Source organism: Escherichia sp. E4742 (assembly GCF_005843885.1).
Classification (GTDB): domain Bacteria; phylum Pseudomonadota; class Gammaproteobacteria; order Enterobacterales; family Enterobacteriaceae; genus Escherichia.
Genome location: NZ_CP040443.1, coordinates 3,145,784 through 3,169,198, shown reverse-complemented (window position 1 = coordinate 3,169,198; position 23,415 = coordinate 3,145,784). Strand labels below are relative to the sequence as shown.

Below are 23,415 nucleotides of genomic sequence, written 5' to 3'. Positions count from 1 at the left end.
ATCGTAAGAATGAGACAGGCCGTAAAGTTTGGCGAACAAAAGATGGAACGTTAGTCTTGTTGATTAACCTTGCGCTCAAGCGACTTCAGACGCTTGCTCATGTCATCAATGTTCATCACCAATGCAGCGGTTTTGCGCCAGACTTTGTTGGGTTGCAGCGGAATGCCTGAGGAATAGACGCCTGGTTCAGTGATGGGACGCATCACCATACCCATGCCCGTAACCGTCACTTTATCGCATATTTCCATATGCCCGTTGATTACGCTGGCACCGCCGATCATGCAGTAACGACCAATTTTCAGGCTGCCCGCCATAATGACGCCACCGGCAACCGCCGTATTGTCGCCAATCACGACGTTATGTGCAATCTGGCACTGGTTATCAATGATCACGCCATTGCCAATAACGGTGTCATCCAGCGCGCCGCGATCGATGGTGGTACATGCGCCGATCTCCACGCGATCGCCAATAATCACGCGACCAATCTGCGGGATCTTCACCCAGTTACCACGATCGTTGGCATAGCCAAAGCCGTCTGCACCTACCACCGTTCCGGATTGGATCAGGCAATTCTGACCTATCTGGATCTCATGGTAAATCGTCACGTTCGCCCAAAGACGCGAACCTGCACCGATTTTGCTGTTTTTACCAACGAAGCAACCGGCGCCGATAACCACGTTATCGCCCAGTTCAACGCCGGACTCAATCACCGCGTTAGCGCCAATTGATACGTTGTTACCCAGCTTCGCCGTCGCGTCGATCACTGCACTCGGTGCAATGTTTTGCGCGGGCTGTGGCGTGGTATCTAAAATTTGCGCCATGCGCGCGTAAGTCAGGTAGGGATTCTTCACTACCAGCGCGGCACTTTTCGCGAAAGGGAGATCGTCCTGGGTCATGACAACCGCAGACGCCTGGCACAAGCCTAAATGTTCACGGTATTTAGGATTAACCATGAACGTGATGTGACCTGTTTGTGCAGATTGCATGGACGCAACGCCGGTGATGACGATATCGCCATCACCGTGTAGTTCTGCATCCAACTGCTGCGCTAAATCAGCCAGTCGAATTGAAGGCATTACTTATTTAACCTGTTTCAGTACGTCAGCAGTGATGTCTTTTACATCGCTGCTGTTGTAAGCAACGGCGTTTGCGTCAACAACCAGATCGATGCTCTGGCTGCTGGCAACGGATTTCACAGCAGTCTGGATACGAGTAACCAGTTTACCGCGTTCTTCGTTGGAACGACGTGCGCGATCCTGCTCAAAAGCCTGCGCTTTCTGAGCAAAAGTCTGGCGCTGAGCCATCACGTCTTTTTCCAGCTTAGTGCGATCGCTGCCGGCTTTCATGGACTGCAGCTTTTTCATTTTAGCTTGCAGATCAGTTTCCATACGCTGCAGTTCGCTGGCACGGCCTTTGAACTCATTTTCCAGCGTGTTAGAAACACCGGTTTTCTGTGCTACCTGCTGAAACAGGCTGCCCATATTGACGATTGCAATTTTGTCAGCCGCCTGAGCAGAAGTTGCCAGTGCTAAACCGAGACCTGCCGCTAATAACCACTTTTTCACAATAAACTCCTTACCATCCCATTTGCACCGGAAGGTGCAGTTCTTTGCGTGGCCCGGCGATCCTATCGAGATCGCCTAAAGTCATCGCTACACTACCACTACATTCCTTTGTGGAGAACACTTACCAGGTTTTACCAATGTTAAACTGGAACTGTTCAGCCTTGTCTCCATCGTACTTTTTGAACGGCTGGGCGTAGGAGAACACCAACGGCCCCAATGGGGACATCCATTGTAATGCGATACCCGCAGACATACGGATATTGCTTGGATCACTATAGTCTGGATATCCAGAGTACTGACTTGAATCCCAGTTAGTATCCCAAACGGTACCCATATCCCAGAAGAAGGAGGTACGGACCGAGTTGGCATACTTGTCGCTAATAAACGGCGTCGGAGTGATGAGTTCCAGGCTGGCAACCGCCATAGCGTTCCCCCCAATTGCATCATCCGATTTACACAGGTCGGTTGCACCGTCCTGAGTTGCACATTCATAATCGTAGTCCGGATCATAATCACTGGCCTGATGCGGGAAGTAAACCGCTTTCGGACCGATGGTATTGGACTGGAAGCCACGCACAGTGCTGGAACCACCGGCATAGAAGTTTTCATAGAACGGCATTTCTTTGCCGCCTAAACCATCACCGTAGCCCCAGCGAGTACGTCCCAGAACAACCCATTTGTGATCGTCGTCGATCGGCACATAGGTCGCCGTATCTAACGTCACTTTATAGTATTCGTTATCCGATCCCGGAATGGTCACTTTACCGGTCAGGTTGACACGGGAACCATCCGTCGGGAAATAACCACGGTCGAGCTTGTTATAGGTCCAACCATAGTTAAACGTGAAGTCGTCCGTTTTGAAGCTGTTATCCTGATCAGAGGTGTTTGGATGTTCACCCATAGAGTAGAGATAACGCCACATCGCAACCTGCGGCTGCATGTTGGACAGGGAGTTATGGACATAACCCAGACCTGCACGCAGCGAGTTATATTCGTTGATCGGGAAGCCCAACGTCACGTCTGTACCATAACTCTTGTTGGTATAGTCGGACAGGTCAGCGTCATCTGCCTGGAAGTCATTATAGAAGACTCGACCGCCAAGGCTTACACCATCTACAGTGAAGTACGGGTTGGTTACCGACAATTCAGCATAGGTCTGGTAATCGTTTTTGGTACCGTTGATTCCAACAGCATAACCGGTACCTAACCAGTTATCCTGCTGCACGCCAGCCTGGAAGCTCACACCACTTTCAGTACCGTAACCAATACCAAAGTTGAAGCTACCGGTGTTGCGCTCTTTTACCTTGTAGACCACGTCAACCTGGTCCGGGCTACCCGGAACACGTTGGGTATCGGTATCAACCGTTTCAAAGAAGCCCAGACGATTCAGACGCTCTTTACCCTGATCGACCAGATCGCTGCCTAACCAGGCACCTTCCATCTGGCGCATTTCTCGGCGCAGGACGGCATCTTTCGAGGTGTCGTTACCTTCAAAACGGATCTTACGTACGTAGAAACGGTTACCCGCATCAACGTTCACACGTAATTTAACGGTTTTGTCGGCGTCGTTGATTTCAGGCATCGACTGCACGCGCGGATAGGCATAACCGTAGCGACCGAGAAGTTTTTTAATGTCATCTTCCATTTTGGTCACTTTGGTGCCGTTATACAGCTCACCCGGCTCGATCTTAGTCAACTGCTCAATTTCAGCAGAGTGCCCGGCAAGGTTGCCGCTCACTTCAACGCCAGAGAGTTTGTACTGATCGCCTTCGGTGATGTTTACCGTGACGTAGATACCTTTTTTATCTGGAGTCAGACTGACCTGGGTAGAGTCGATGTTGAAACGGGCATAACCGCGATCCAGATAGTAGCTGCGCAGGGTTTCAAGGTCGCCCGCCAGTTTCTGTTTCTGATATTTACGATCGCCTACCACGTTCCACCACGGCACTTCGTCACGCAGCTGGAAATGAGAGATCAGTTCGTCGGTGGTGAAAGCATGATTACCAACAATGTTGATTTGCTGGATTTCAGCTGACACACCTTCCTGGAACACCAGTTTTAGGTCAACACGGTTACGCGGCAGTGGGGTCACGACAGCTTTTACGCTGGCGCTGTATTTACCGACGCTGTAGTAGAAGTCTTCCAGACCTTTCTCGATATCGGCAATGGTAGTGCGATCGAGGGATTCCCCCACTCGCACGCCAGAAGCCTCGAGGTTTTGCTTCAGCATGTCATCTTTCACCGATTTGTTACCGGAGAAAGTGATGCTGGCAATCGTCGGACGTTCTTTTACCTGAACCAGAAGGGTATCACCATCACGAAGGACGCGAACATCCTCAAAGTTGCCGGTAGCAAACAGAGCGCGAATGGTATTACTGATATCTTCATCATTAACCGTGTCGCCTGTGCGCACCGGCATACTGAGGAGGGCCGCACCAACGGCGACACGCTGAAGGCCTTCGAAATGAATGTCTTTCACTACGAACCCTTCAGCACCGTATACGGTGGCGCTGCTAAACAGCAGCGACGCTATGAGCAACTTTTTCATCGCCATCGTTATTATGCGTTCTTCCTAACTAACTCTCATAACCGAGAGAAATCATTGAAAAGTGCAAGCCCCATTAACAGCACCAGCAGAATCGAGCCAATGCGATAACAAAAGTCTTGAACTCGCTCGGATACCGGTCCGCCCTTGATCTTTTCGATCGCAAGGAACAGCAGATGCCCCCCGTCAAGTACGGGCAACGGAAACAGGTTAATTATCCCTAAGTTCACGCTAATAAGCGCAAGGAACGGCAGGTAATAAACAACCCCGAGTTCCGCTGTCATCCCAGCCCCCTTGGCGATAGAGATCGGCCCACTGAGGTTGTTCAGTTTCACATCACCGGTGATCAATTTTCCCAGCATACTGACCGTCAGCTTCATCAATTGCCACGTTTTGTCCGTGGCTTCAACGATGGCGTTGAACGGTCCATACTGGCGTACAACTTTATACTCGTCTGGCAAAGGAATGACTTTCGGCTCAATGCCGGCAAAACCAATCGCTTTACCTTTACCCGGTTTGCTCTCCGGGATTAATGTCAAAGACAAGGGACTCCCCTGCCTTTCGATATCTAACGCTAACGGTTTATCCGGGTTATCCCGGACAAGCATCACAAACGTCAGCCATTGCGTTAATGGCTGACCATCGACTTTAACGATCCTGTCGCCTGCTTGCAAACCCGCCTTACTTGCCGCTGAGTTTGGAGACACATTTTCCAGTACAGGTTCAATTTGCGGACCACGAGGGCGAATACCCAAAGAAGATACCGGATCTTCCTTATCAGGCTCAAACGCCCAGTTTCGCAAATCAAGCTTTACATCTCGTCGTTGATCGCTGCCAAAAGGTGCCACCGTAAGGGTGGTGCTTTCGTCACCGATTTTGTCAACCAGTTGTAAGCGCACGGCATCCCAATCAGGCGTTTCGATACCATCTACAGCTTTTAGTTCCGTGCCAGGTACAATTTGTGCTTCTGCGGCAATCGAGTTGGATGATATTTCACCAACAACCGGGCGAACGCCGGGAACACCAATGATAAAAACCAGCCAGTAAGCAAAGATAGCAAAAATGAAGTTTGCAACCGGACCTGCGGCGATTATCGCTGCACGCTGGCCAACAGTTTTATTGTTGAAGGCATGGTGGCGAAGTTCCGGAACAACCGGTTCTGCGCGTTCATCCAGCATTTTGACATAACCGCCCAGGGGGATCAGGGCGATGACATATTCGGTGCCGAGTTTGTCAGTGCGGCGCCAGAGCGCCTTACCAAAGCCTATCGAGAAGCGCTCAACGCGAACACCACAGCGCCGGGCAACCCAGAAATGACCAAATTCATGCACGGTGATAAGCACCCCCAGTGCAACGATGAACGAAGCCAAATCCCAGAGAAAACTCAGCATAATACCTTCCGTTAAAGCGTCCTGAATACCAGCAACAACAGGCAAGCAAAGACCGGCACCGCAGCCGTCAGGCTATCAATACGATCTAAAATACCACCGTGTCCTGGAATTAAATGACCGCTGTCCTTAATTCCTGCTTCGCGCTTAAACATGCTCTCAGTTAAGTCGCCGAGCACAGAGGCTAGAGCTGCGACAATAGAGCAAATGAGTAAGGTGACGGGGGCGACGTCGAGATTCGCCCACATACCGTAACCCCATGAGATTACTGCTGCGGTCGCGAGTCCGCCAATAAAACCTTGCCAGGTTTTACCCGGAGAAACCTTCGGCGCCAGCTTATGTTTGCCAAATAATTTGCCAAACATATATGCCCCTGAGTCAGCTCCCCAGACCAGGATCATGACATAGAGCAGCCATATCGCGCCACTGTAATGATTCTCGTCATAGTGCCACGCACGTAACGTCAGCATGCCCCAAAAGAAAGGCACAATGGTTAATACACCGAAAATAATGCGTAACGTTTTAGAGTTTCGCCAGATTGCCGCCGAACCGGGGTAAAATAGCACCAATAATAACGCAACACCCCACCAACCAAGCGAAGCCCAAAGTGAGACTTCAACCAGTGGTTGATGAATATTCCGATGATATTCCGGCAATAGAAAAAGCATCAGCGCCAGCAATAACCCGCACAGCACCGCCAGCCATACCCGCTGCGAGCGAGTGGTAAAACCGCTAAGCTGTCCCCATTCCCACGCCGCCAGCATACAAACTACCAGCGTAACAATGGCGAACCCCACCGGCGGCAACAAAAACAGCGCCGCGATGACTACGGGTATTAAAACAAAAGCAGATATCAGGCGATACTTCAGCAAAAGCGACCCCCATCAGGCTGTTTCATCACCGGGCTCGGTGCCGCCGAAACGACGCTCACGATTAGCAAAGGCATTTAACGCCCCTTCAAAGTCTTGTTCATCGAAATCGGGCCAAAGAACATCTGTAAAGTAAAGTTCGGCATAGGCAATTTGCCAAAGCAAAAAGTTACTAATGCGATGCTCCCCCCCAGTCCTAATTACTAAATCTACAGGGGCCAGTTCATGCATACAGACATGCTGGTTAAGCATCTCTTCATCTATCTGATCCGGTTGCAGGTTTCCTTGCTGCACCTTTTCAGCCAGTTGCCTGACTCCCTGGGCAATATCCCAACGTCCACCGTAGTTCGCCGCAATATTTAGCGTCAGACCGGTATTCCCGGCAGTTAACGCTTCAGATTTACGAATACGTTCTTGCAAACGCGAGTTAAAGCGACTGGTATCGCCAATAATACGCAGACGCACGTTATGTCGGTGCAGGCTTTTTACTTCGCTATCAAGCGCCCACACAAACAGTTCCATTAACGCACTGACTTCCTGCGCTGGTCGGTTCCAGTTTTCACTACTAAAGGCATACAGCGTTAACGCCTCAATACCGTTGTTGGCCGCAAAAGAGACAGCCCGGCGGACGGATTTTGCCCCGGCTTTATGCCCAAAGGCACGAATCTTCCCTTGCTTTTTTGCCCAGCGACCATTGCCGTCCATAATGATCGCAACATGGCGACAGCCATGCGCTGGCAATTTTTCGCTAAGTGGTTGAGTAGCAGACAACATCACGCGTTTCTTATTCCCTGACAGGGTTTACGGTACTCAGGAATACTGAAGCCTATACAAAAAAAAGCCGTGTAAAACCACGGCATATCTGACCTTACAAAGCCAACTACTGACGATCAGATGGCGCAGACTATATCACTGAAGCCCTACGCTAACAAATAGCACGACTCTCTGTAGCCGGATTATCCTCAGCTTGCGAGACGCATCACCTCTTTTCTGGCGACCTCACGCGCATTGGCATCAACAGACAACACATCGTCCACACATTGTGGTTCGCGCATATCCATTTTTTCCAGCACGGATAAATTCAATGCGGCGATATCCGTAAAGCGAATTTGTTGCGCAAGAAAGGCTGCAACAGTGATTTCGTTTGCGGCATTCAATGCGGTCGTCGCAGCCTGGCCCTGTTCGAACGCCTTCATCGCCAGTTTCAGGCATGGATAACGCTCATAATCCGGTGCGGCAAATGTCAACGCACTTAGTTTGCAAAAATCGAGCGGCTTCACGCCAGAGTTCACGCGATTCGGCCATGCCATGGTGTGGGCAATTGGCGTACGCATGTCGGGTTCGCCCAGTTGCGCCAGAACGCTGCCGTCCTGATAACGCACCATCGAGTGAATCACTGACTGCGGGTGAATCAGCACTTCCATCTGGCTGGCGCTGGCGTTAAACAACCAGCGAGCTTCAATGTATTCCAGACCTTTATTCATCATGGTAGCCGAATCGACAGAAATTTTACGTCCCATCGACCAGTTCGGATGACGGCAAGCTTGATCGGGCGTCATTGTTGCCAAATCGCGCAATGGCGTCTCACGGAAAGGGCCACCAGACCCGGTAAGTAAAATGGACACCACGCCATTTTGCTCAAGGTCAGCGTATCCCAGATTATGCTGGATAGGTTGCGGTAAACTCTGAAAAATGGCGTTGTGTTCGCTATCGACCGGTAATAACTGTGCTTTACTCTGCTTTACTGCGTCCATAAACAGACGTCCGCAGGTGACCAGTGATTCTTTGTTTGCCAGCAAGATGGTTTTACCAGCGCGGATCGCTGCAAGGGTAGGTAACAGGCCAGCAGCGCCCACAATCGCCGCCATCACCTGATCAACATCTTCAAGCGCCGCCATATCGCAGGCAGCTTGTTGCCCACTTAAGACTTCGGTGCGGCTACCCTGTTGCTGTAGCATCGTTTTAAGAAGTTTCGCACTCGCTTCATCGTCCATAACAGCATAGCGGGGAGAGAACTCCAGGCACTGTTCTACCATACGAGTGACATTTTTGCCTGCCACCAGCGCAACTACGCGGAAGTGTTCGGGATTATGGCGCACCACGTCCAGCGTGCTGCAACCAATCGAGCCGGTCGAGCCCAGAATGGTGAGTTGCTTCATGAAACATCCAGAGTTGAGACAGAATAAAAAGCAAAACGCCGCCAGCCGATCCGCAAGGATCTACTGAGCGGCGTTTTTTGTCGTTCAAGAAATCAGAACTGCATCAGTTCTGCTTCTTTGTCTGCCAGCGCCGCTTCAATTTTCTTGATTGCAGCATCAGTCAGTTTCTGTACATCGTCCTGAGAACGGCGATCGTCGTCTTCGCTGATCTCTTTTTCTTTCAACAGTGCTTTCACTTTGTCGTTCGCATCACGACGCACGTTACGTACTGCAACACGCGCCTGTTCAGCTTCGCCACGAACGATTTTGGTCAGATCTTTACGACGCTCTTCCGTCAGCGGCGGCAGCGGAACACGAATGTCGCTACCCGCAGAGTTCGGGTTCAGGCCGAGATCGGACGCCATAATCGCTTTTTCAACGGCCGGAGACATTGAACGGTCAAACACGTTGATTTTCAGAGTACGGGAATCTTCTACCGTTACGCTTGCCAGCTGACGCAGCGGCGTTGGCGTGCCGTAATATTCCACGACAATGCCATCCAGCAGGCTGGGAGAAGCACGACCCGTGCGTATTTTGCTGATTTGGGTTTTGAACGCTTCAACGCATTTGTCCATGCGTACTTCAGCATCTTTTCTGATATCGCTAATCACGTTACGAATCCTTGAAAACTTGTCTCAGTCAGACCAGACAGTCACACACAGTGGAAGTGTGCTAAGTATAGCCCTGATTAAACATATTACGGGTAATTGTCTGGATTATTAGGCTATTTTATTTGCCATTTTGGCCCGGGCAGTGCTCGCCATCCTCACGTACTTATGTACGCTCCGGTTGCTGCGAGCTGGCCGTGACCAAACTGCCTGCAACAATAACGCCTTATAATCAGACTTACGCCCCCGCGATACTTATGCGGAATCTTACCCTTATTTATCCATCACGGGAATTATTCCGTGATTAATGTTCCTTCTTTTTCACCCATTACCACACGGCGCAGTGCACCCGGTTTGTTCATGTTGAAAACACGAATCGGTAATTTGTGGTCACGAGCCAGCGTAAAGGCCGCCAGGTCCATGACTTTCAGCTCTTTTTCCAGCACTTCGCTGTAAGTCAGCTGCTCATACATAGTTGCAGTTGGATCTTTCGCTGGATCAGCGGTAAACACACCATCAACTTTGGTCGCTTTCAGCACCACATCGGCTTCAATTTCGATACCACGCAGGCAAGCTGCGGAGTCAGTGGTGAAGAATGGATTACCCGTACCGGCGGAGAGGATCACCACACGGTTGTTACGCAACAGGCTGATTGCTTCTGCCCAGCTGTAACTGTCGCACACGCCATTCAACGGAATAGCGGACATCAGACGAGCGTTCACATAGGCGCGGTGCAGTGCATCACGCATTGCCAGACCGTTCATTACGGTAGCCAGCATCCCCATGTGGTCGCCCACAACGCGGTTCATACCCGCTTTCGCCAGACCAGCGCCACGGAACAGGTTACCCCCACCAATCACCACACCAACCTGAATACCCAGTTCAACCAGCTCTTTGATTTCCTGAGCCATGCGATCCAGTATGCTTGCATCAATACCGAAGCCTTCCGTGCCCTGCAGAGCTTCGCCACTCAACTTAAGCAGAATGCGTTTATAGACGGGTTTTGCATTGGTAGCCATGTTTCTTTCCTGAGACTGTCAACGATTGAAATGAATTAATACTAGCGACATTGTACGTCGCTTTTCAGCGCAGCCCCATAAGGGTTAGCTGAATTTACAAGATGGGCGCAAAAAGAAGCCGCCCTCAGGCGGCTCCTTTTCGATAATTAAGACTGCTTGGACATCGCAGCAACTTCTGCTGCAAAGTCAGTCTCAACTTTCTCGATGCCTTCACCTACTTCGAAGCGGATGAAGCCAGTCACTTCAGCGTTATGCTCTTTCAGCAGCTGACCAACAGTTTTTGCCGGTTCCATAACGAACGGCTGGCCGGTCAGAGAAACTTCGCCGGTGAATTTCTTCATGCGGCCTTCAACCATTTTCTCTGCGATTTCTTTCGGCTTACCAGACTGCATCGCGATGTCCAGCTGTACCTGGTATTCTTTCTCTACCACTTCAGCGGATACGTCTTCTGGTTTGATGAATTCTGGTTTGCTTGCAGCAACGTGCATAGCGATGTGTTTAACCAGCTCTTCGTCAGCGCCTTTAGCAGCAACCAGAACGCCGATACGCGCACCGTGCTGATAAGAACCCAGAACATCGCCTTCCAGCGCAGCAACGCGGCGAATGTTGATGTTTTCACCGATTTTCGCTACCAGTGCAACACGTTCTTCTTCGAACTGTGCTTTCAGAACTTCAACGTCAGTGATTTTGCCAGCTACAGCTGCGTCCAGAACTTTGTCTGCGAACGCCTGGAAACCAGCGTCTTTCGCTACGAAGTCAGTCTGGCAGTTAACTTCCAGAATGATGCCGTAGTTGCCGTCGATTTTGGTTTTGATCACGCCATCAGCAGCAACGTTGCCTGCTTTTTTCGCTGCTTTAATAGCACCGGACTTACGCATGTTTTCGATTGCCAGCTCGATGTCGCCGTTAGCTTCAGTCAGTGCTTTTTTGCAATCCATCATGCCTGCGCCAGTACGCTCACGCAGCTCTTTTACCAGGGATGCGGTAATTTCAGCCATTCTAAAATCCTCGGAGATGTGATCTGCCCGGCGTTAAACCGCACAGATATAAAAGTGAAAAAGGGGGCCATATGCAGGCCCCCTAACCAAACGTGTACTACCTGGTCTATAAGGGCTCTCCCCCCTTCATATTTCGCGCCGCAGATGCGTTGTCTTCGCTCGCTCATCCCGGTCACTTACTGATGTAAGCTCCCGTGAATTCTCGAGCTTGCCGCTTTCTGCAACTCGAACTATTTTGGGGGAGTTATCAAGCCTTATTACTCAGCTTCTACGAAGCTTTCTTCCGCCTGGGAAGCCAGATCCTGAGAACGGCCTTCACGTACGGTTGCAGCAACAGCGCCCAGGTACAGGGTCACAGCACGGATTGCGTCGTCGTTACCCGGGATAACGAAGTCAACACCGTCCGGATCAGAGTTGGTATCAACGATAGCAAATACCGGAATACCCAGGTTGTTTGCTTCTTTGATAGCAATGTGTTCGTGGTCAGCATCGATTACAAACAGAGCGTCCGGCAGACCGCCCATGTCTTTGATACCGCCCAGGCTGTTTTCCAGTTTCTCCAGCTCACGAGTGCGCATCAGCGCTTCTTTCTTGGTCAGCTTTTCGAAAGTACCGTCCTGAGACTGAGTTTCCAGGTCTTTCAGACGTTTGATGGACTGACGAACGGTTTTCCAGTTAGTCAGCATACCGCCCAGCCAGCGATGGTTCACGAAGAACTGGTCGCAGCTCAGAGCAGCGTCTTTCACCGCTTCGCTTGCAGCGCGTTTAGTACCAACGAAAAGGATTTTACCTTTGCGAGAAGCAATCTTGTTCAGTTCAGCCAGAGCTTCGTTGAACATCGGTACAGTTTTCTCAAGGTTGATGATGTGAACTTTGTTACGCGCACCGAAGATGAACGGCTTCATTTTCGGGTTCCAGTAACGGGTCTGGTGACCGAAGTGAACACCAGCCTTGAGCATGTCGCGCATGGAAACAGTTGCCATGATTAAAACCTCTATATAAAAGTTGGGGTTATGCCTCCACGTATCCCATATTACCGACCCCAAAGGGCACCCCGGAATATGTGCCGATACGTGTGTGTTGTTACACAAAGTGAGATTGTCGCTTCCGTCCAGTCTGTGTATACGAAATGGATCGGAAGTCCGGCGCGCTTTATACCACAAATACGTCGCGGACACCAATAATTGTTGGCGCTGTGTACAGCACCAGACGATGAATTTTCTATTATAGAAAACGTTCAGTGGCACGTTTGGCGAAATTCAGAATGATTCTCAATTTGCCCGGGTGTGATACCATTGACAGCACTTACATATATATTGTCGGTATCACCGACGCTGATGGACAGAATTAATGGCTATCTCAATCAAGACCCCTGAAGATATCGAAAAAATGCGCGTCGCTGGCCGCCTGGCTGCCGAAGTGCTGGAGATGATCGAACCCTATGTTAAACCGGGCGTCAGCACCGGCGAGCTGGATCGCATCTGTAATGATTACATTGTGAATGAACAACACGCGGTTTCTGCCTGCCTCGGCTATCACGGTTATCCGAAATCCGTTTGCATCTCTATTAATGAAGTGGTGTGCCACGGTATCCCGGACGACGCCAAGCTGCTGAAAGACGGAGACATCGTTAACATCGATGTCACGGTAATCAAAGATGGTTTCCACGGCGATACCTCGAAAATGTTTATTGTCGGTAAGCCGACCATCATGGGCGAACGTCTGTGCCGCATCACGCAAGAGAGCCTGTACCTGGCGCTGCGCATGGTAAAACCAGGGATTAATCTGCGCGAAATCGGTGCGGCGATTCAGAAATTTGTCGAAGCAGAAGGCTTCTCTGTCGTTCGTGAATATTGCGGGCACGGTATTGGTCGCGGCTTCCATGAAGAACCGCAGGTGCTGCACTATGACTCCCCTGAAACCAACGTCGTGCTGAAACCAGGGATGACATTCACTATCGAGCCAATGGTCAACGCGGGTAAAAAAGAGATCCGCACCATGAAAGATGGCTGGACGGTAAAAACCAAAGATCGCAGCTTGTCTGCACAATACGAGCATACTATTGTGGTGACTGATAACGGCTGCGAAATTCTGACGTTACGCAAGGATGACACCATCCCGGCGATAATCTCGCACGACGAATAAGAGGAAGACAAACGCAAAAATGCCTGATGCGTCCTACCTTCTCCATTTGCAAGGAGTTGTAGGCTGGATAAGGCGTTCACGCCGCATCCGGCATGAACAAAGCGCACTTTGTCAACAATCTGAAGCCGGCGAATGCCGGCTTTTTTAATGTGATAATGTAATCTTATGGGTGGCGCACGATGAATACCCTTCCAGAACAGTACGCAAATACCGCTCTCCCCACCCTGCCCGGTCAACCACAAAATCCATGTGCCTGGCCCCGTGATGAATTAACTGTCTGTGGGATAAAAGCCCATATTGATATCTTCCAGCGTTGGCTGGGTGATGCCTTTGATAGTGGGATTTCCGCTGAACAATTGATTGAAGCCCGCACCGAGTTTATCGACCAGCTCCTGCAACGGTTATGGATTGAAGCAGGATTCAGCCAGATCGCCGATCTGGCGCTGGTTGCCGTCGGTGGTTATGGTCGTGGCGAACTGCATCCGCTTTCAGACGTCGATTTACTGATCTTAAGCCGTAAAAAACTTCCGGACGATCAGGCGCAAAAAGTGGGCGAGCTGTTAACGCTGCTCTGGGATGTGAAACTGGAAGTCGGTCATAGCGTACGCACGCTTGAAGAGTGCATACTGGAAGGGTTATCCGATTTAACCGTCGCCACCAACCTGATCGAATCCCGCTTGTTAATTGGCGATGTCGCGCTATTTCTCGAACTGCAAAAGCATATTTTCAGCGAAGGATTCTGGCCGTCCGATAAGTTTTACGCGGCGAAAGTTGAAGAACAAAACCAGCGCCACCAGCGTTATCACGGCACCAGCTACAATCTTGAACCAGACATCAAAAGCAGCCCCGGCGGTTTGCGCGATATCCACACTCTGCAATGGGTTGCCCGCCGTCATTTTGGCGCAACATCACTCGATGAAATGGTCGGATTTGGCTTCTTAACGTCTGCGGAACGTGCAGAGCTAAATGAGTGTTTGCATATTCTCTGGCGAATTCGCTTCGCCCTGCATTTGGTGGTCAACCGTTACGATAATCGCCTGTTATTTGATCGCCAGCTTAGCGTCGCCCAACGTCTGAATTACGGTGGTGAAGGTAACGAGCCAGTCGAACAGATGATGAAGGATTATTTTCGCGTTACGCGCCGCGTTAGCGAACTTAACCATATGCTATTGCAACTGTTCGACGAGGCTATCCTCGCCCTTCCCGCCGACGAAAAACCACGTCCAATAGATGATGAATTTCAGCTACGCGGCACACTTATCGATCTGCGCGATGAAACGCTGTTTATGCGCCAACCAGAAGCGATATTACGCATGTTCTATACGATGGTGCGCAACAGTGCGATCACCGGCATTTACTCCACCACGCTGCGCCAGTTACGTCATGCCCGTCGCCATCTGCAACAACCGCTGTGCAATATTCCTGAAGCGCGAAAGCTATTTTTGAGCATTCTGCGTCACCCTGGTTCGGTGCGTCGTGGACTGTTACCGATGCATCGCCATAGCGTGCTCGGTGCCTATATGCCGCAATGGTCACATATCGTCGGGCAGATGCAGTTTGACCTGTTCCACGCCTACACGGTGGATGAACATACTATTCGCGTGATGTTGAAACTGGAGAGTTTTGCCAGTGAAGAAACGCGCCAGCGCCATCCGTTGTGTGTGGATGTCTGGCCGCGATTGCCGTCACCTGAGCTTATCTTTATCGCCGCACTGTTTCACGATATCGCCAAAGGGCGTGGCGGCGACCACTCTATACTCGGCGCACAAGACGTGGTGAATTTTGCTGAACTCCACGGGCTGAACTCGCGCGAAACGCAACTGGTGGCCTGGCTGGTTCGCCAGCATTTGCTGATGTCGGTCACCGCCCAACGCCGCGATATTCAGGACCCGGAAGTCATCAAGCAGTTTGCCGAAGAAGTGCAAACGGAAACCCGGCTGCGCTATCTGGTATGCCTGACAGTGGCCGATATTTGCGCCACCAACGAAACACTATGGAATAGCTGGAAGCAAAGCCTGTTGCGCGAACTCTATTTCGCCACTGAAAAACAGCTACGACGCGGGATGCAAAACACGCCGGATATGCGCGAACGGGTTCGCCATCACCAGCTTCAGGCGCTGGCGCTGCTGCGTATGGATAACATCGACGAAGAAGCGTTGCACCAGATTTGGTCGCGCTGTCGCGCTAACTATTTTGTCCGCCATAGCCCAAATCAACTGGCCTGGCATGCGCGCCATTTATTACAGCATGATTTAAGCAAACCGCTGGTATTGCTTAGCCCGCAGGCTACGCGTGGAGGCACCGAGATTTTTATCTGGAGCCCGGACCGCCCCTATCTGTTTGCCGCCGTCTGTGCCGAATTAGACCGCCGCAATTTAAGTGTTCACGACGCACAAATTTTCACCACTCGCGACGGTATGGCGATGGATACCTTCATCGTGCTGGAACCAGATGGCAGCCCGCTGTCCGCAGATCGCCATGAAGTCATTCGTTTTGGACTTGAGCAGGTGCTGACGCAAAGCAGCTGGCAGCCACCACAGCCGCGTCGTCAACCGGCCAAACTACGTCACTTTACTGTTGAAACCGAAGTGACGTTTTTGCCTACCCATACCGACCGAAAATCATTCCTTGAGCTTATCGCTCTCGACCAACCTGGTCTGCTGGCCCGAGTCGGGAAAATTTTTGCCGATCTGGGAATTTCGCTTCATGGCGCTCGAATTACAACCATTGGCGAGCGAGTAGAAGATTTATTCATAATCGCCACCGCTGATCGGCGCGCACTTAATAACGAGTTGCAGCAGGAAGTGCATCAGCGGTTGACAGAGGCCCTCAATCCAAACGATAAAGGGTGATGTGTTTACTGATATGAAAAGAGTTTAACAATGCAGCAGTTACAGAACATTATTGAAACCGCTTTTGAACGCCGTGCCGAAATCACGCCAGCCAATGCAGACACCGTTACCCGCGAAGCGGTAAACCAGGTGATTGCACTGTTGGATTCCGGCGCACTGCGTGTTGCGGAAAAAATCGACGGTCAGTGGGTGACGCATCAGTGGTTGAAAAAAGCGGTGCTGCTCTCTTTCCGTATTAATGATAATCAGGTGATCGAAGGGGCAGAAAGCCGCTACTTCGATAAAGTGCCGATGAAATTTGCCAACTACGACGAAGCACGTTTCCAGAAAGAAGGCTTCCGCGTTGTACCACCAGCGGCAGTACGTCAGGGTGCATTTATCGCCCGTAACACCGTGCTGATGCCGTCTTACGTCAACATCGGCGCATACGTTGATGAAGGTACAATGGTTGATACCTGGGCGACCGTTGGTTCCTGTGCGCAAATCGGTAAAAACGTCCACCTGTCTGGTGGTGTAGGCATTGGTGGTGTGCTGGAGCCGCTGCAGGCTAACCCGACCATCATTGAAGACAACTGCTTCATCGGCGCGCGCTCTGAAGTGGTTGAAGGCGTAATTGTCGAAGAAGGTTCCGTTATTTCCATGGGCGTATACATTGGTCAGAGCACCCGTATTTACGACCGTGAAACTGGCGAAATCCACTACGGTCGTGTACCAGCAGGTTCTGTGGTGGTATCCGGCAACCTGCCGTCGAAAGATGGCAAATACAGCCTCTACTGTGCGGTTATCGTTAAGAAAGTTGACGCGAAAACTCGCGGTAAAGTCGGTATTAACGAACTGCTGCGTACCATCGACTAAAAGTATGCACACGGGCAGCACGACGCTGCCCGATTTTTTGCAGGGATGAGCGATGATTTCACGCCGACGATTTTTGCAGGCTGCCGCCGCGACGTTAGCCGCGGGCTCAGGTTTCGGTTATATGCATTACTGGGAACCTGGCTGGCTTGAGTTAATCCGTCACCGCCTCGCCTTTTTTAAAGACAACGCAGCACCTTTCAAAATTCTTTTTCTGGCAGATCTCCATTACTCTCGTTTTGTTCCTTTAAGCCTGATTTCTGACGCGATTGCTCTTGGCATAGCACAAAAGCCCGATTTGATATTGCTGGGCGGTGATTATGTCTTATTTGATATGCCGCTGAATTTTTCGGCGTTCAGTGACGTACTCTCTCCCCTTGCCAAATGTGCGCCGACATTTGCCTGTTTTGGCAACCACGATCGCCCCGTGGGTACAGAGAAAAATCGCTTAATTGGCGAGGCGTTAAAATCGGCGGGCATCACGGTGTTGTTTAACCAGGCAACGGTGATCGCCACGCAGGACAGGCAATTTGAACTGGTAGGCACCGGTGATTTATGGGCCGGACAATGCAAACCGCCTCCTGCCAGCGAAGCCAATCTGCCACGACTGGTGTTGGCGCATAATCCCGACAGCAAAGAAGTCATGCGTAATGAAAAATGGGATCTGATGCTTTGTGGCCACACTCACGGCGGTCAGTTACACGTGCCGTTAGTTGGCGAACCTTTTGCGCCAGTTAAAGATAAACGCTATGTCGCAGGGTTAAACGCTGTTGGCGAACGACACATCTACACGACTCGAGGTGTGGGAAGTTTGTATGGCTTGCGTCTGAACTGCCGCCCGGAAGTAACTATCCTGGAACTGGTGTAGAACATGAATGATATCGCCAGAATAAAGCAGGTAATTTTTTAAATTTTACGCCATGATAGAAGTCTGGAAGAAAAAGGCTTTCTGCGATCACAGTCGAGCCGGGCGGGCCAGGCCAAATGCTAAGATAAGCACAATTTACTGACTCATTTTGAGGTAACGCTATGTACGACAATCTGAAAAGTCTGGGTATTACCAATCCTGAAGAAATTGATCGTTACAGCCTCCGGCAGGAAGCCAACAACGATATTCTGAAAATCTATTTTCAGAAAGACAAAGGCGAGTTTTTCGCTAAAAGCGTGAAGTTTAAATATCCGCGTCAGCGCAAAACAGTGGTCGCCGATGGTGTGGGTCAGGGTTATAAAGAAGTGCAGGAGATCAGCCCAAATCTGCGTTATATCATTGATGAGCTTGATCAAATCTGCCAGCGTGACCGCAGCGAAGTGGATCTTAAACGTAAGATCCTCGACGACTTACGTCACCTGGAGTCAGTGGTGACCAATAAGATCAGCGAGATTGAAGCGGATCTGGAAAAGCTGACGCGCAAATAATAGTAACTGATGTCATTCTGCGGGCCGGGTAAAGTATCACCCGGCTTTAATTGTGTAATGGCCTAATGCTCTTCATTCAGTTGCAACACCACATACAGCTGCAACCTGTCATCAAAATTCCCCAAATCCAGCCTGGTTAATTGCGAAAACGCAACTGACTGTACTCTTTCATGCGGGTAATGAGTTGTTCAACTCGCTTACGATGATCTTCCGCGTTCCAGCCCCCAAATGGATTCAACGCCGGTGGTGGAGAAAGTCACAAATTGCATGAAGAACCCCTTCCCTGGACAGGAAGGGGTTGAGGGAGATTACTGCATTAACAGGTAGATGGTGCTATCGCCGCGCTGAATGTTCAGCGCCAGCACTGACGGCTTGCTGTCGAGAACTTTACGCAGTTCAGCGATGTTTTTCACTGTCTGCTGGTTCGCGCCAATAATCACATCACCTTTTTTCAGGCCAATCTGCGCAGCCGGAGTACCGGTTTTCACGTTGTTCACGACCACGCCCTGATCTTTGCCTTTGTTGCTCATTTCAGCGCCTTCAATACCGTTGAAGATAGAGCTGGAATCAACTTGATTCTGGCTGCTCTGCTGCAGTTCCAGATTCACGTTGACCTGCTTACCATCGCGCAGCAAGCCCAGGGTCAGTTTGCTGCCCACCGGCATAGTACCCACCTGAGCACGCAGTGCGGCAAAGCTGCTGATCGGCTTACCGTTCAGTGAAGTGATCACATCACCCGCTTTAATACCCGCTTTTGCAGCGGAGGAATTCGGCAGAACCTGGCTTACGAAAGCGCCACGCTGGGCGTCAACTTTCATCGCTTTCGCCAGTTCAGAGTTCAGCTCAGTACCCATAATGCCCAACTCACCGCGTTTCACCTGGCCGTATTCCACCATCTGTGAGGTCAGGTTTTTCACCATGTTGCTCGGGATAGCAAAACCGATACCGATGTTACCGCCGTCTGGTGCGAGGATCGCGGTGTTGATACCGATCAGTTCACCGTTCAGGTTAACCAGCGCACCACCGGAGTTACCCCGGTTGATTGCTGCGTCCGTCTGGATGAAGTTTTCGTAGTTTTCGGCATTCAGGCCGCTACGTCCCAGTGCAGAAACGATACCGGAAGTTACCGTCTCGCCCAGGCCAAACGGGTTACCGATAGCAACGGTGTAATCACCCACGCGCAGCGCATCGGAATCCGCCATCTTAATCGCGGTCAGGTTTTTCGGGTTCTGGATCTGGATCAGCGCGATATCAGAGCGCGGATCTTTGCCGACCATCTTCGCGTCGAACTTACGGCCATCGCTCAATTGAACTTTAATGACCGTCGCGTTATCGACAACGTGGTTGTTAGTCACGACATAGCCTTTATCGGCATCAATGATGACGCCAGAACCCAGCGCCATGAATTTTTGTTGCTGGCCACCGCCGTTACCACCTTGTCCACCACCCTGACAGAACGGGGAGCTCTGGAACGGAGAACCTTCCTGGCAGAACGGGGAATCATCACCGAAGAACTGCTGGAAATTACGCGGCATACGCGGCGTATTAACGGTTGTGCTACCTTCTACGTTAATGCTGACCACTGAAGGCATCACCTTTTCGAGCATCGGTGCAAGGCTTGGCATCTGCTGGGCTGTCGTTGCTGAAGAAGTCTCAGCCGCCGTTGCAGAGAGCGGAGATAACGCCAAACCTAAACTCAGAGCCAGTGCACTCAGTGCTAATGTGGTTTTTTTCATGTATTTCAGTCTCGATTAACAGATAACGCAAAATTGCTGTGTTCTTCAGATTCGTTTTATAGCGCGAAGTTCCGAACTAAAGTTTCTGCAAAAAGTAAAAATTTATTGTCCGTCTTTACAAAAGCCTGGTTATTGTTCTACGGCCATCAGACGTCGGTATTCATCCCACGCATAAAGGTCTGTCATACCGCTGATATAATCCTGTAACAGCCGGCAGCGGTAATAATATTCCCATAGCGGGAGCTCAGGTGAATCTGACGATAATTTACTGACAGCCTCAACATAGGCTAACCGATGGCGCGTTGAGAGCTTATGGAATAAACGCGTTTCAATGGGGAAACGTTTCACACGCTCTTTTTCAACAAGTTCGGTAAAGTCTGATAACGACATGTTTAACAACGGTCGATATATCTCTAATAAACCGCTAATCACCCGGTAGCCCTGCAATTCAAGCTGCTCGACATCTGGATGGCTAAACACATGTTTTACAGCGACATTTTTATATAACTTCAGCAACTGGCTACATTCGCTGGCATCTTCTAACAGTGCATGATTAAAGGTTCCGGCAAAAATTTCAGGTAAGTTATCAATAAATCGTTGTGCCGCATACGGCACCAGTTTATTTAAGGTATTTACGCGTAAATACATAAAAAACTGATCTTCCGTGCTACGACTTAAGCTATTTGAGCGCGATTTTTCCCAGGCATTTTCTACCACCTGCGCAAACAGCGAGCCGTTCTCATGCTGGCCCCATGCTTCATGCAGATGATGATAAAGCTGTTCAACGGTAAATATTCTTTTTTCTACCGCATCTTCAAGATCAGCCACACAATAAGATATATCGTCGGCAGCTTCCATAATCCACGTTAATGGGAAGCGACTGTAAAGCGCTAAATTAAGTTCTTTACGCAAACGCGCAATATAGAATTCTTCAGAAAGGTAATAGCCCGGCTTTTTCATTAAATAATCGTGAGTCTCGGGAGTTTCGCCACGCCACCACGCCGGACGGGTATATTTTAAAATACCGCCTACCTGGGCCCAGGTAAGATTCATCCGCATCAATGTATGCACCAGACGAATACCCTGTGCGTTACCTTCAAAATGACATAAGTCCTGACGAATTTTTCGCCGCAGCTCGTTGAGCGGCTCCTCCCCTTCCCTCAATCGCAACGCTGCCACGCTACAGCGATCGTCGGTTAATGGCTGACTTTCGGCATCCGCCGGGTACAAGCGCTGACGGAACCAGTCATTAATGGCTGCCTCGCCAAAATGACCAAACGGAGGATTTCCTATGTCATGCATCAGGCACGACATCTCGACAATGCTTTCAAACGGCCCGGTCAACTCGTCCAGACCGTAAGCCTCCAGCAATTTAAGCTCTTTCAGGCGGCTTAAAATCTCTTTAGCGATATAACGCCCCACCTGCTGAACTTCCATAGAATGGGTAAGACGCGTGCGCACGGCAGCATTGCGCTCAAGTGGGAAGACCTGGGTCTTTTGTTGCAAACGGCGAATCGCCGGGGAGTTGATAATACGCCCGCGATCGCTCTCGAAGATCCGCAGGATCTCATGTTCAGTTTTAACGCCCTGCGGTGAACGATAACGACGATGCCAGTTTATTTTATTTCGGAAATCAATCTGTGCCATGTCCTCTCCCGCGTGAGAAATACGCTTCCCCTCAAGCGCATGATAAACTATGCCTTCAAATCGAGCTTATCGCGAGTAAATCTATGAAAATCGGCATCATTGGTGCAATGGAAGAAGAAGTTACGCTGCTGCGTGACAAAATCGAAAACCGTCAAACTATCAGCCTGGGCGGTTGCGAAATCTATACCGGCCAACTGAACGGAACCGAGGTTGCGCTTCTGAAATCAGGCATTGGTAAAGTCGCAGCGGCGCTGGGTGCAACTCTGCTGCTGGAATACTGCAAGCCTGATGTGATTATTAACACCGGTTCCGCGGGTGGCCTGGCGCCAACGCTAAAAGTGGGCGATATCGTTGTCTCGGACGAAGCACGTTATCACGACGCGGATGTCACGGCGTTTGGCTATGAATACGGTCAACTGCCTGGCTGCCCTGCAGGCTTCAAAGCTGACGATAAACTGATCGCTGCCGCCGAGTCCTGCATTGCCGAACTGAATCTTAACGCTGTACGTGGCCTGATTGTTAGCGGCGACGCTTTCATCAACGGCTCTGTTGGTCTGGCGAAAATCCGCCACAATTTCCCGCAGGCCATTGCAGTCGAAATGGAAGCGACGGCTATCGCTCACGTTTGCCACAATTTTAACGTCCCGTTTGTGGTAGTGCGCGCCATCTCTGACGTCGCCGATCAACAGTCTCACCTTAGCTTCGACGAGTTCCTGGCCGTTGCTGCCAAACAGTCCAGCCTGATGGTTGAGTCACTGGTGCAGAAACTGGCTCATGGCTAAGTCACTATTCAGGGCGCTGGTCGCCCTGTCTTTTCTTGCGCCACTGTGGCTCAACGCCGCGCCGCGTGTCATCACACTTTCCCCCGCTAACACCGAACTCGCATTTGCCGCCGGGATCACGCCGGTAGGGGTCAGCAGTTATTCCGACTATCCGCCAGAAGCACAGAAAATAGAGCAGGTTTCCACCTGGCAAGGGATGAATCTGGAACGTATTGTGGCGCTAAAACCCGATCTAGTCGTAGCCTGGCGCGGGGGTAACGCCGAGCGGCAAGTTGACCAGCTTGCTTCGCTGGGAATAAAAGTGATGTGGGTCGATGCGACAAGCATTGAACAAATTGCCGATGCGTTACGTCAACTGGCCCCGTGGAGTCCGCAACCTGACAAGGCCGAGAAAGCCGCGCAAACCTTGCTGGAACAGTATGCGCAACTCAAAGCTAAATTCGCCGACAAACCTAAAAAACGTGTTTTCTTACAATTCGGCATTAATCCGCCGTTCACCAGCGGAAAAGAGTCGATTCAGAACCAGGTACTGGAAGTTTGCGGTGGAGAAAACATCTTTAAAAACAGCCATGTTCCCTGGCCGCAGGTTAGCCGCGAACAGGTATTAGCACGCGCGCCACAGGCAATTGTTATCACTGGCGGATCGGACCAAACTCCTAAAATCGAGCAATACTGGGGTGAACAGCTCAAAATCCCCATTATTCCTCTCACAAGTGACTGGTTTGAACGTGCAAGCCCACGTATTATCCTCGCTGCACAACAACTCTGTAATGCGCTTTCACAAGTGGATTAGCG

The 23,415-nt window shown here is 50.6% G+C and carries 20 protein-coding genes and 1 pseudogene; 7 read left to right on the top strand and 14 right to left on the bottom strand.

The window, feature by feature from the left end:
* Positions 1-50: 50 nt before the first annotated feature.
* The 11 genes from lpxD to rpsB form a co-directional block, all read right to left on the bottom strand.
* On the bottom strand, positions 51-1,076 hold the full coding sequence (gene lpxD, locus FEM44_RS15375) for a UDP-3-O-(3-hydroxymyristoyl)glucosamine N-acyltransferase (protein ID WP_064524990.1): 1,026 nt from the start codon (positions 1,074-1,076) through the stop codon (positions 51-53).
* A gap of 3 nt (positions 1,077-1,079) precedes the next feature.
* Positions 1,080-1,565, bottom strand: a complete 486-nt coding sequence (skp, locus tag FEM44_RS15370; RefSeq protein ID WP_000758958.1) for a molecular chaperone Skp — start codon at positions 1,563-1,565, stop codon at positions 1,080-1,082.
* A 121-nt stretch (positions 1,566-1,686) separates the two neighbouring features.
* Positions 1,687-4,119, bottom strand: a complete 2,433-nt coding sequence (gene bamA, locus FEM44_RS15365; protein WP_130217324.1) for an outer membrane protein assembly factor BamA — start codon at positions 4,117-4,119, stop codon at positions 1,687-1,689.
* A 29-nt stretch (positions 4,120-4,148) separates the two neighbouring features.
* The gene (gene rseP, locus FEM44_RS15360) at positions 4,149-5,501 is read right to left on the bottom strand and encodes a sigma E protease regulator RseP (protein ID WP_135523814.1); all 1,353 of its coding nucleotides are present in this window, start codon (positions 5,499-5,501) and stop codon (positions 4,149-4,151) included.
* An 11-nt stretch (positions 5,502-5,512) separates the two neighbouring features.
* A complete protein-coding gene (gene cdsA / locus FEM44_RS15355) occupies positions 5,513-6,370 on the bottom strand; it encodes a phosphatidate cytidylyltransferase (RefSeq protein WP_130205024.1) in 858 nt (285 codons plus the stop codon).
* A gap of 12 nt (positions 6,371-6,382) precedes the next feature.
* Positions 6,383-7,141, bottom strand: a complete 759-nt coding sequence (ispU, locus tag FEM44_RS15350; protein ID WP_112014149.1) for a (2E,6E)-farnesyl-diphosphate-specific ditrans,polycis-undecaprenyl-diphosphate synthase — start codon at positions 7,139-7,141, stop codon at positions 6,383-6,385.
* 188 nt (positions 7,142-7,329) lie between these two features.
* A complete protein-coding gene (gene ispC / locus FEM44_RS15345; protein WP_131161218.1) occupies positions 7,330-8,526 on the bottom strand; it encodes a 1-deoxy-D-xylulose-5-phosphate reductoisomerase in 1,197 nt (398 codons plus the stop codon).
* 92 nt (positions 8,527-8,618) lie between these two features.
* Positions 8,619-9,176 carry a ribosome recycling factor gene (gene frr, locus FEM44_RS15340; protein WP_000622419.1) on the bottom strand — a complete coding sequence of 186 codons (558 nt, stop codon included), beginning with the start codon at positions 9,174-9,176 and terminating at the stop codon, positions 8,619-8,621.
* Between the two features lie 290 nt (positions 9,177-9,466).
* Entirely contained in the window at positions 9,467-10,192 is a 726-nt protein-coding gene (pyrH, locus tag FEM44_RS15335) for a UMP kinase (RefSeq protein WP_000224573.1), read from the bottom strand.
* A gap of 146 nt (positions 10,193-10,338) precedes the next feature.
* The gene (gene tsf, locus FEM44_RS15330; protein WP_000818112.1) at positions 10,339-11,190 is read right to left on the bottom strand and encodes a translation elongation factor Ts; all 852 of its coding nucleotides are present in this window, start codon (positions 11,188-11,190) and stop codon (positions 10,339-10,341) included.
* A gap of 257 nt (positions 11,191-11,447) precedes the next feature.
* On the bottom strand, positions 11,448-12,173 hold the full coding sequence (gene rpsB, locus FEM44_RS15325) for a 30S ribosomal protein S2 (RefSeq protein WP_000246884.1): 726 nt from the start codon (positions 12,171-12,173) through the stop codon (positions 11,448-11,450).
* Positions 12,174-12,540: 367 nt separating this feature from the next.
* Here rpsB and map point away from each other — a divergent pair, with 367 nt between their 5' ends.
* From map to FEM44_RS15300, 5 genes are all read left to right on the top strand, one after another.
* The gene (map, locus tag FEM44_RS15320; RefSeq protein ID WP_001018190.1) at positions 12,541-13,335 is read left to right on the top strand and encodes a type I methionyl aminopeptidase; all 795 of its coding nucleotides are present in this window, start codon (positions 12,541-12,543) and stop codon (positions 13,333-13,335) included.
* Positions 13,336-13,514: 179 nt separating this feature from the next.
* Positions 13,515-16,187, top strand: coding sequence for a bifunctional uridylyltransferase/uridylyl-removing protein GlnD (gene glnD / locus FEM44_RS15315; RefSeq protein ID WP_135523813.1), 2,673 nt, complete (start codon positions 13,515-13,517; stop codon positions 16,185-16,187).
* Between the two features lie 30 nt (positions 16,188-16,217).
* A complete protein-coding gene (gene dapD, locus FEM44_RS15310; RefSeq protein WP_001186656.1) occupies positions 16,218-17,042 on the top strand; it encodes a 2,3,4,5-tetrahydropyridine-2,6-dicarboxylate N-succinyltransferase in 825 nt (274 codons plus the stop codon).
* 52 nt (positions 17,043-17,094) lie between these two features.
* Complete coding sequence (gene yaeI, locus FEM44_RS15305) at positions 17,095-17,907, top strand: phosphodiesterase YaeI (RefSeq protein WP_135523812.1); 813 nt, start codon at positions 17,095-17,097, stop codon at positions 17,905-17,907.
* A gap of 161 nt (positions 17,908-18,068) precedes the next feature.
* The gene (locus FEM44_RS15300) at positions 18,069-18,455 is read left to right on the top strand and encodes a DUF3461 family protein (RefSeq protein WP_000272188.1); all 387 of its coding nucleotides are present in this window, start codon (positions 18,069-18,071) and stop codon (positions 18,453-18,455) included.
* A gap of 142 nt (positions 18,456-18,597) precedes the next feature.
* Here the strand turns inward: FEM44_RS15300 and FEM44_RS25600 are convergent.
* From FEM44_RS25600 to dgt, 3 genes and pseudogenes are all read right to left on the bottom strand, one after another.
* Positions 18,598-18,699: pseudogene (locus FEM44_RS25600) on the bottom strand (hypothetical protein); the annotation flags it as partial.
* A gap of 64 nt (positions 18,700-18,763) precedes the next feature.
* Entirely contained in the window at positions 18,764-20,191 is a 1,428-nt protein-coding gene (degP, locus tag FEM44_RS15290) for a serine endoprotease DegP (protein ID WP_130205012.1), read from the bottom strand.
* Between the two features lie 129 nt (positions 20,192-20,320).
* Positions 20,321-21,838 (bottom strand): dGTPase, encoded by a 1,518-nt coding sequence (gene dgt, locus FEM44_RS15285; protein WP_130221601.1) that lies wholly within the window; start codon positions 21,836-21,838, stop codon positions 20,321-20,323.
* 83 nt (positions 21,839-21,921) lie between these two features.
* Here dgt and mtnN point away from each other — a divergent pair, with 83 nt between their 5' ends.
* On the top strand, positions 21,922-22,620 hold the full coding sequence (gene mtnN / locus FEM44_RS15280; protein WP_135523811.1) for a 5'-methylthioadenosine/S-adenosylhomocysteine nucleosidase: 699 nt from the start codon (positions 21,922-21,924) through the stop codon (positions 22,618-22,620).
* Positions 22,613-23,413, top strand: coding sequence for a vitamin B12 ABC transporter substrate-binding protein BtuF (gene btuF, locus FEM44_RS15275; RefSeq protein ID WP_135523810.1), 801 nt, complete (start codon positions 22,613-22,615; stop codon positions 23,411-23,413). Before mtnN ends, btuF begins: the two co-directional genes overlap by 8 nt.
* Positions 23,414-23,415: the final 2 nt, after the last annotated feature.

Coding starts and splice junctions, on each gene's coding strand:
- rseP (WP_135523814.1), bottom strand. CDS start 5,501: ATGCTGAGTTTTCTCTGGGATTTGGCTTCGTTCATCGTTGCACTGGGG.
- btuF (WP_135523810.1), top strand. CDS start 22,613: ATGGCTAAGTCACTATTCAGGGCGCTGGTCGCCCTGTCTTTTCTTGCG.
- mtnN (WP_135523811.1), top strand. CDS start 21,922: ATGAAAATCGGCATCATTGGTGCAATGGAAGAAGAAGTTACGCTGCTG.
- ispU (WP_112014149.1), bottom strand. CDS start 7,141: ATGTTGTCTGCTACTCAACCACTTAGCGAAAAATTGCCAGCGCATGGC.
- tsf (WP_000818112.1), bottom strand. CDS start 11,190: ATGGCTGAAATTACCGCATCCCTGGTAAAAGAGCTGCGTGAGCGTACT.
- glnD (WP_135523813.1), top strand. CDS start 13,515: ATGAATACCCTTCCAGAACAGTACGCAAATACCGCTCTCCCCACCCTG.
- lpxD (WP_064524990.1), bottom strand. CDS start 1,076: ATGCCTTCAATTCGACTGGCTGATTTAGCGCAGCAGTTGGATGCAGAA.
- yaeI (WP_135523812.1), top strand. CDS start 17,095: ATGATTTCACGCCGACGATTTTTGCAGGCTGCCGCCGCGACGTTAGCC.
- dgt (WP_130221601.1), bottom strand. CDS start 21,838: ATGGCACAGATTGATTTCCGAAATAAAATAAACTGGCATCGTCGTTAT.
- degP (WP_130205012.1), bottom strand. CDS start 20,191: ATGAAAAAAACCACATTAGCACTGAGTGCACTGGCTCTGAGTTTAGGT.
- dapD (WP_001186656.1), top strand. CDS start 16,218: ATGCAGCAGTTACAGAACATTATTGAAACCGCTTTTGAACGCCGTGCC.
- rpsB (WP_000246884.1), bottom strand. CDS start 12,173: ATGGCAACTGTTTCCATGCGCGACATGCTCAAGGCTGGTGTTCACTTC.
- pyrH (WP_000224573.1), bottom strand. CDS start 10,192: ATGGCTACCAATGCAAAACCCGTCTATAAACGCATTCTGCTTAAGTTG.
- FEM44_RS15300 (WP_000272188.1), top strand. CDS start 18,069: ATGTACGACAATCTGAAAAGTCTGGGTATTACCAATCCTGAAGAAATT.
- map (WP_001018190.1), top strand. CDS start 12,541: ATGGCTATCTCAATCAAGACCCCTGAAGATATCGAAAAAATGCGCGTC.
- bamA (WP_130217324.1), bottom strand. CDS start 4,119: ATGGCGATGAAAAAGTTGCTCATAGCGTCGCTGCTGTTTAGCAGCGCC.
- ispC (WP_131161218.1), bottom strand. CDS start 8,526: ATGAAGCAACTCACCATTCTGGGCTCGACCGGCTCGATTGGTTGCAGC.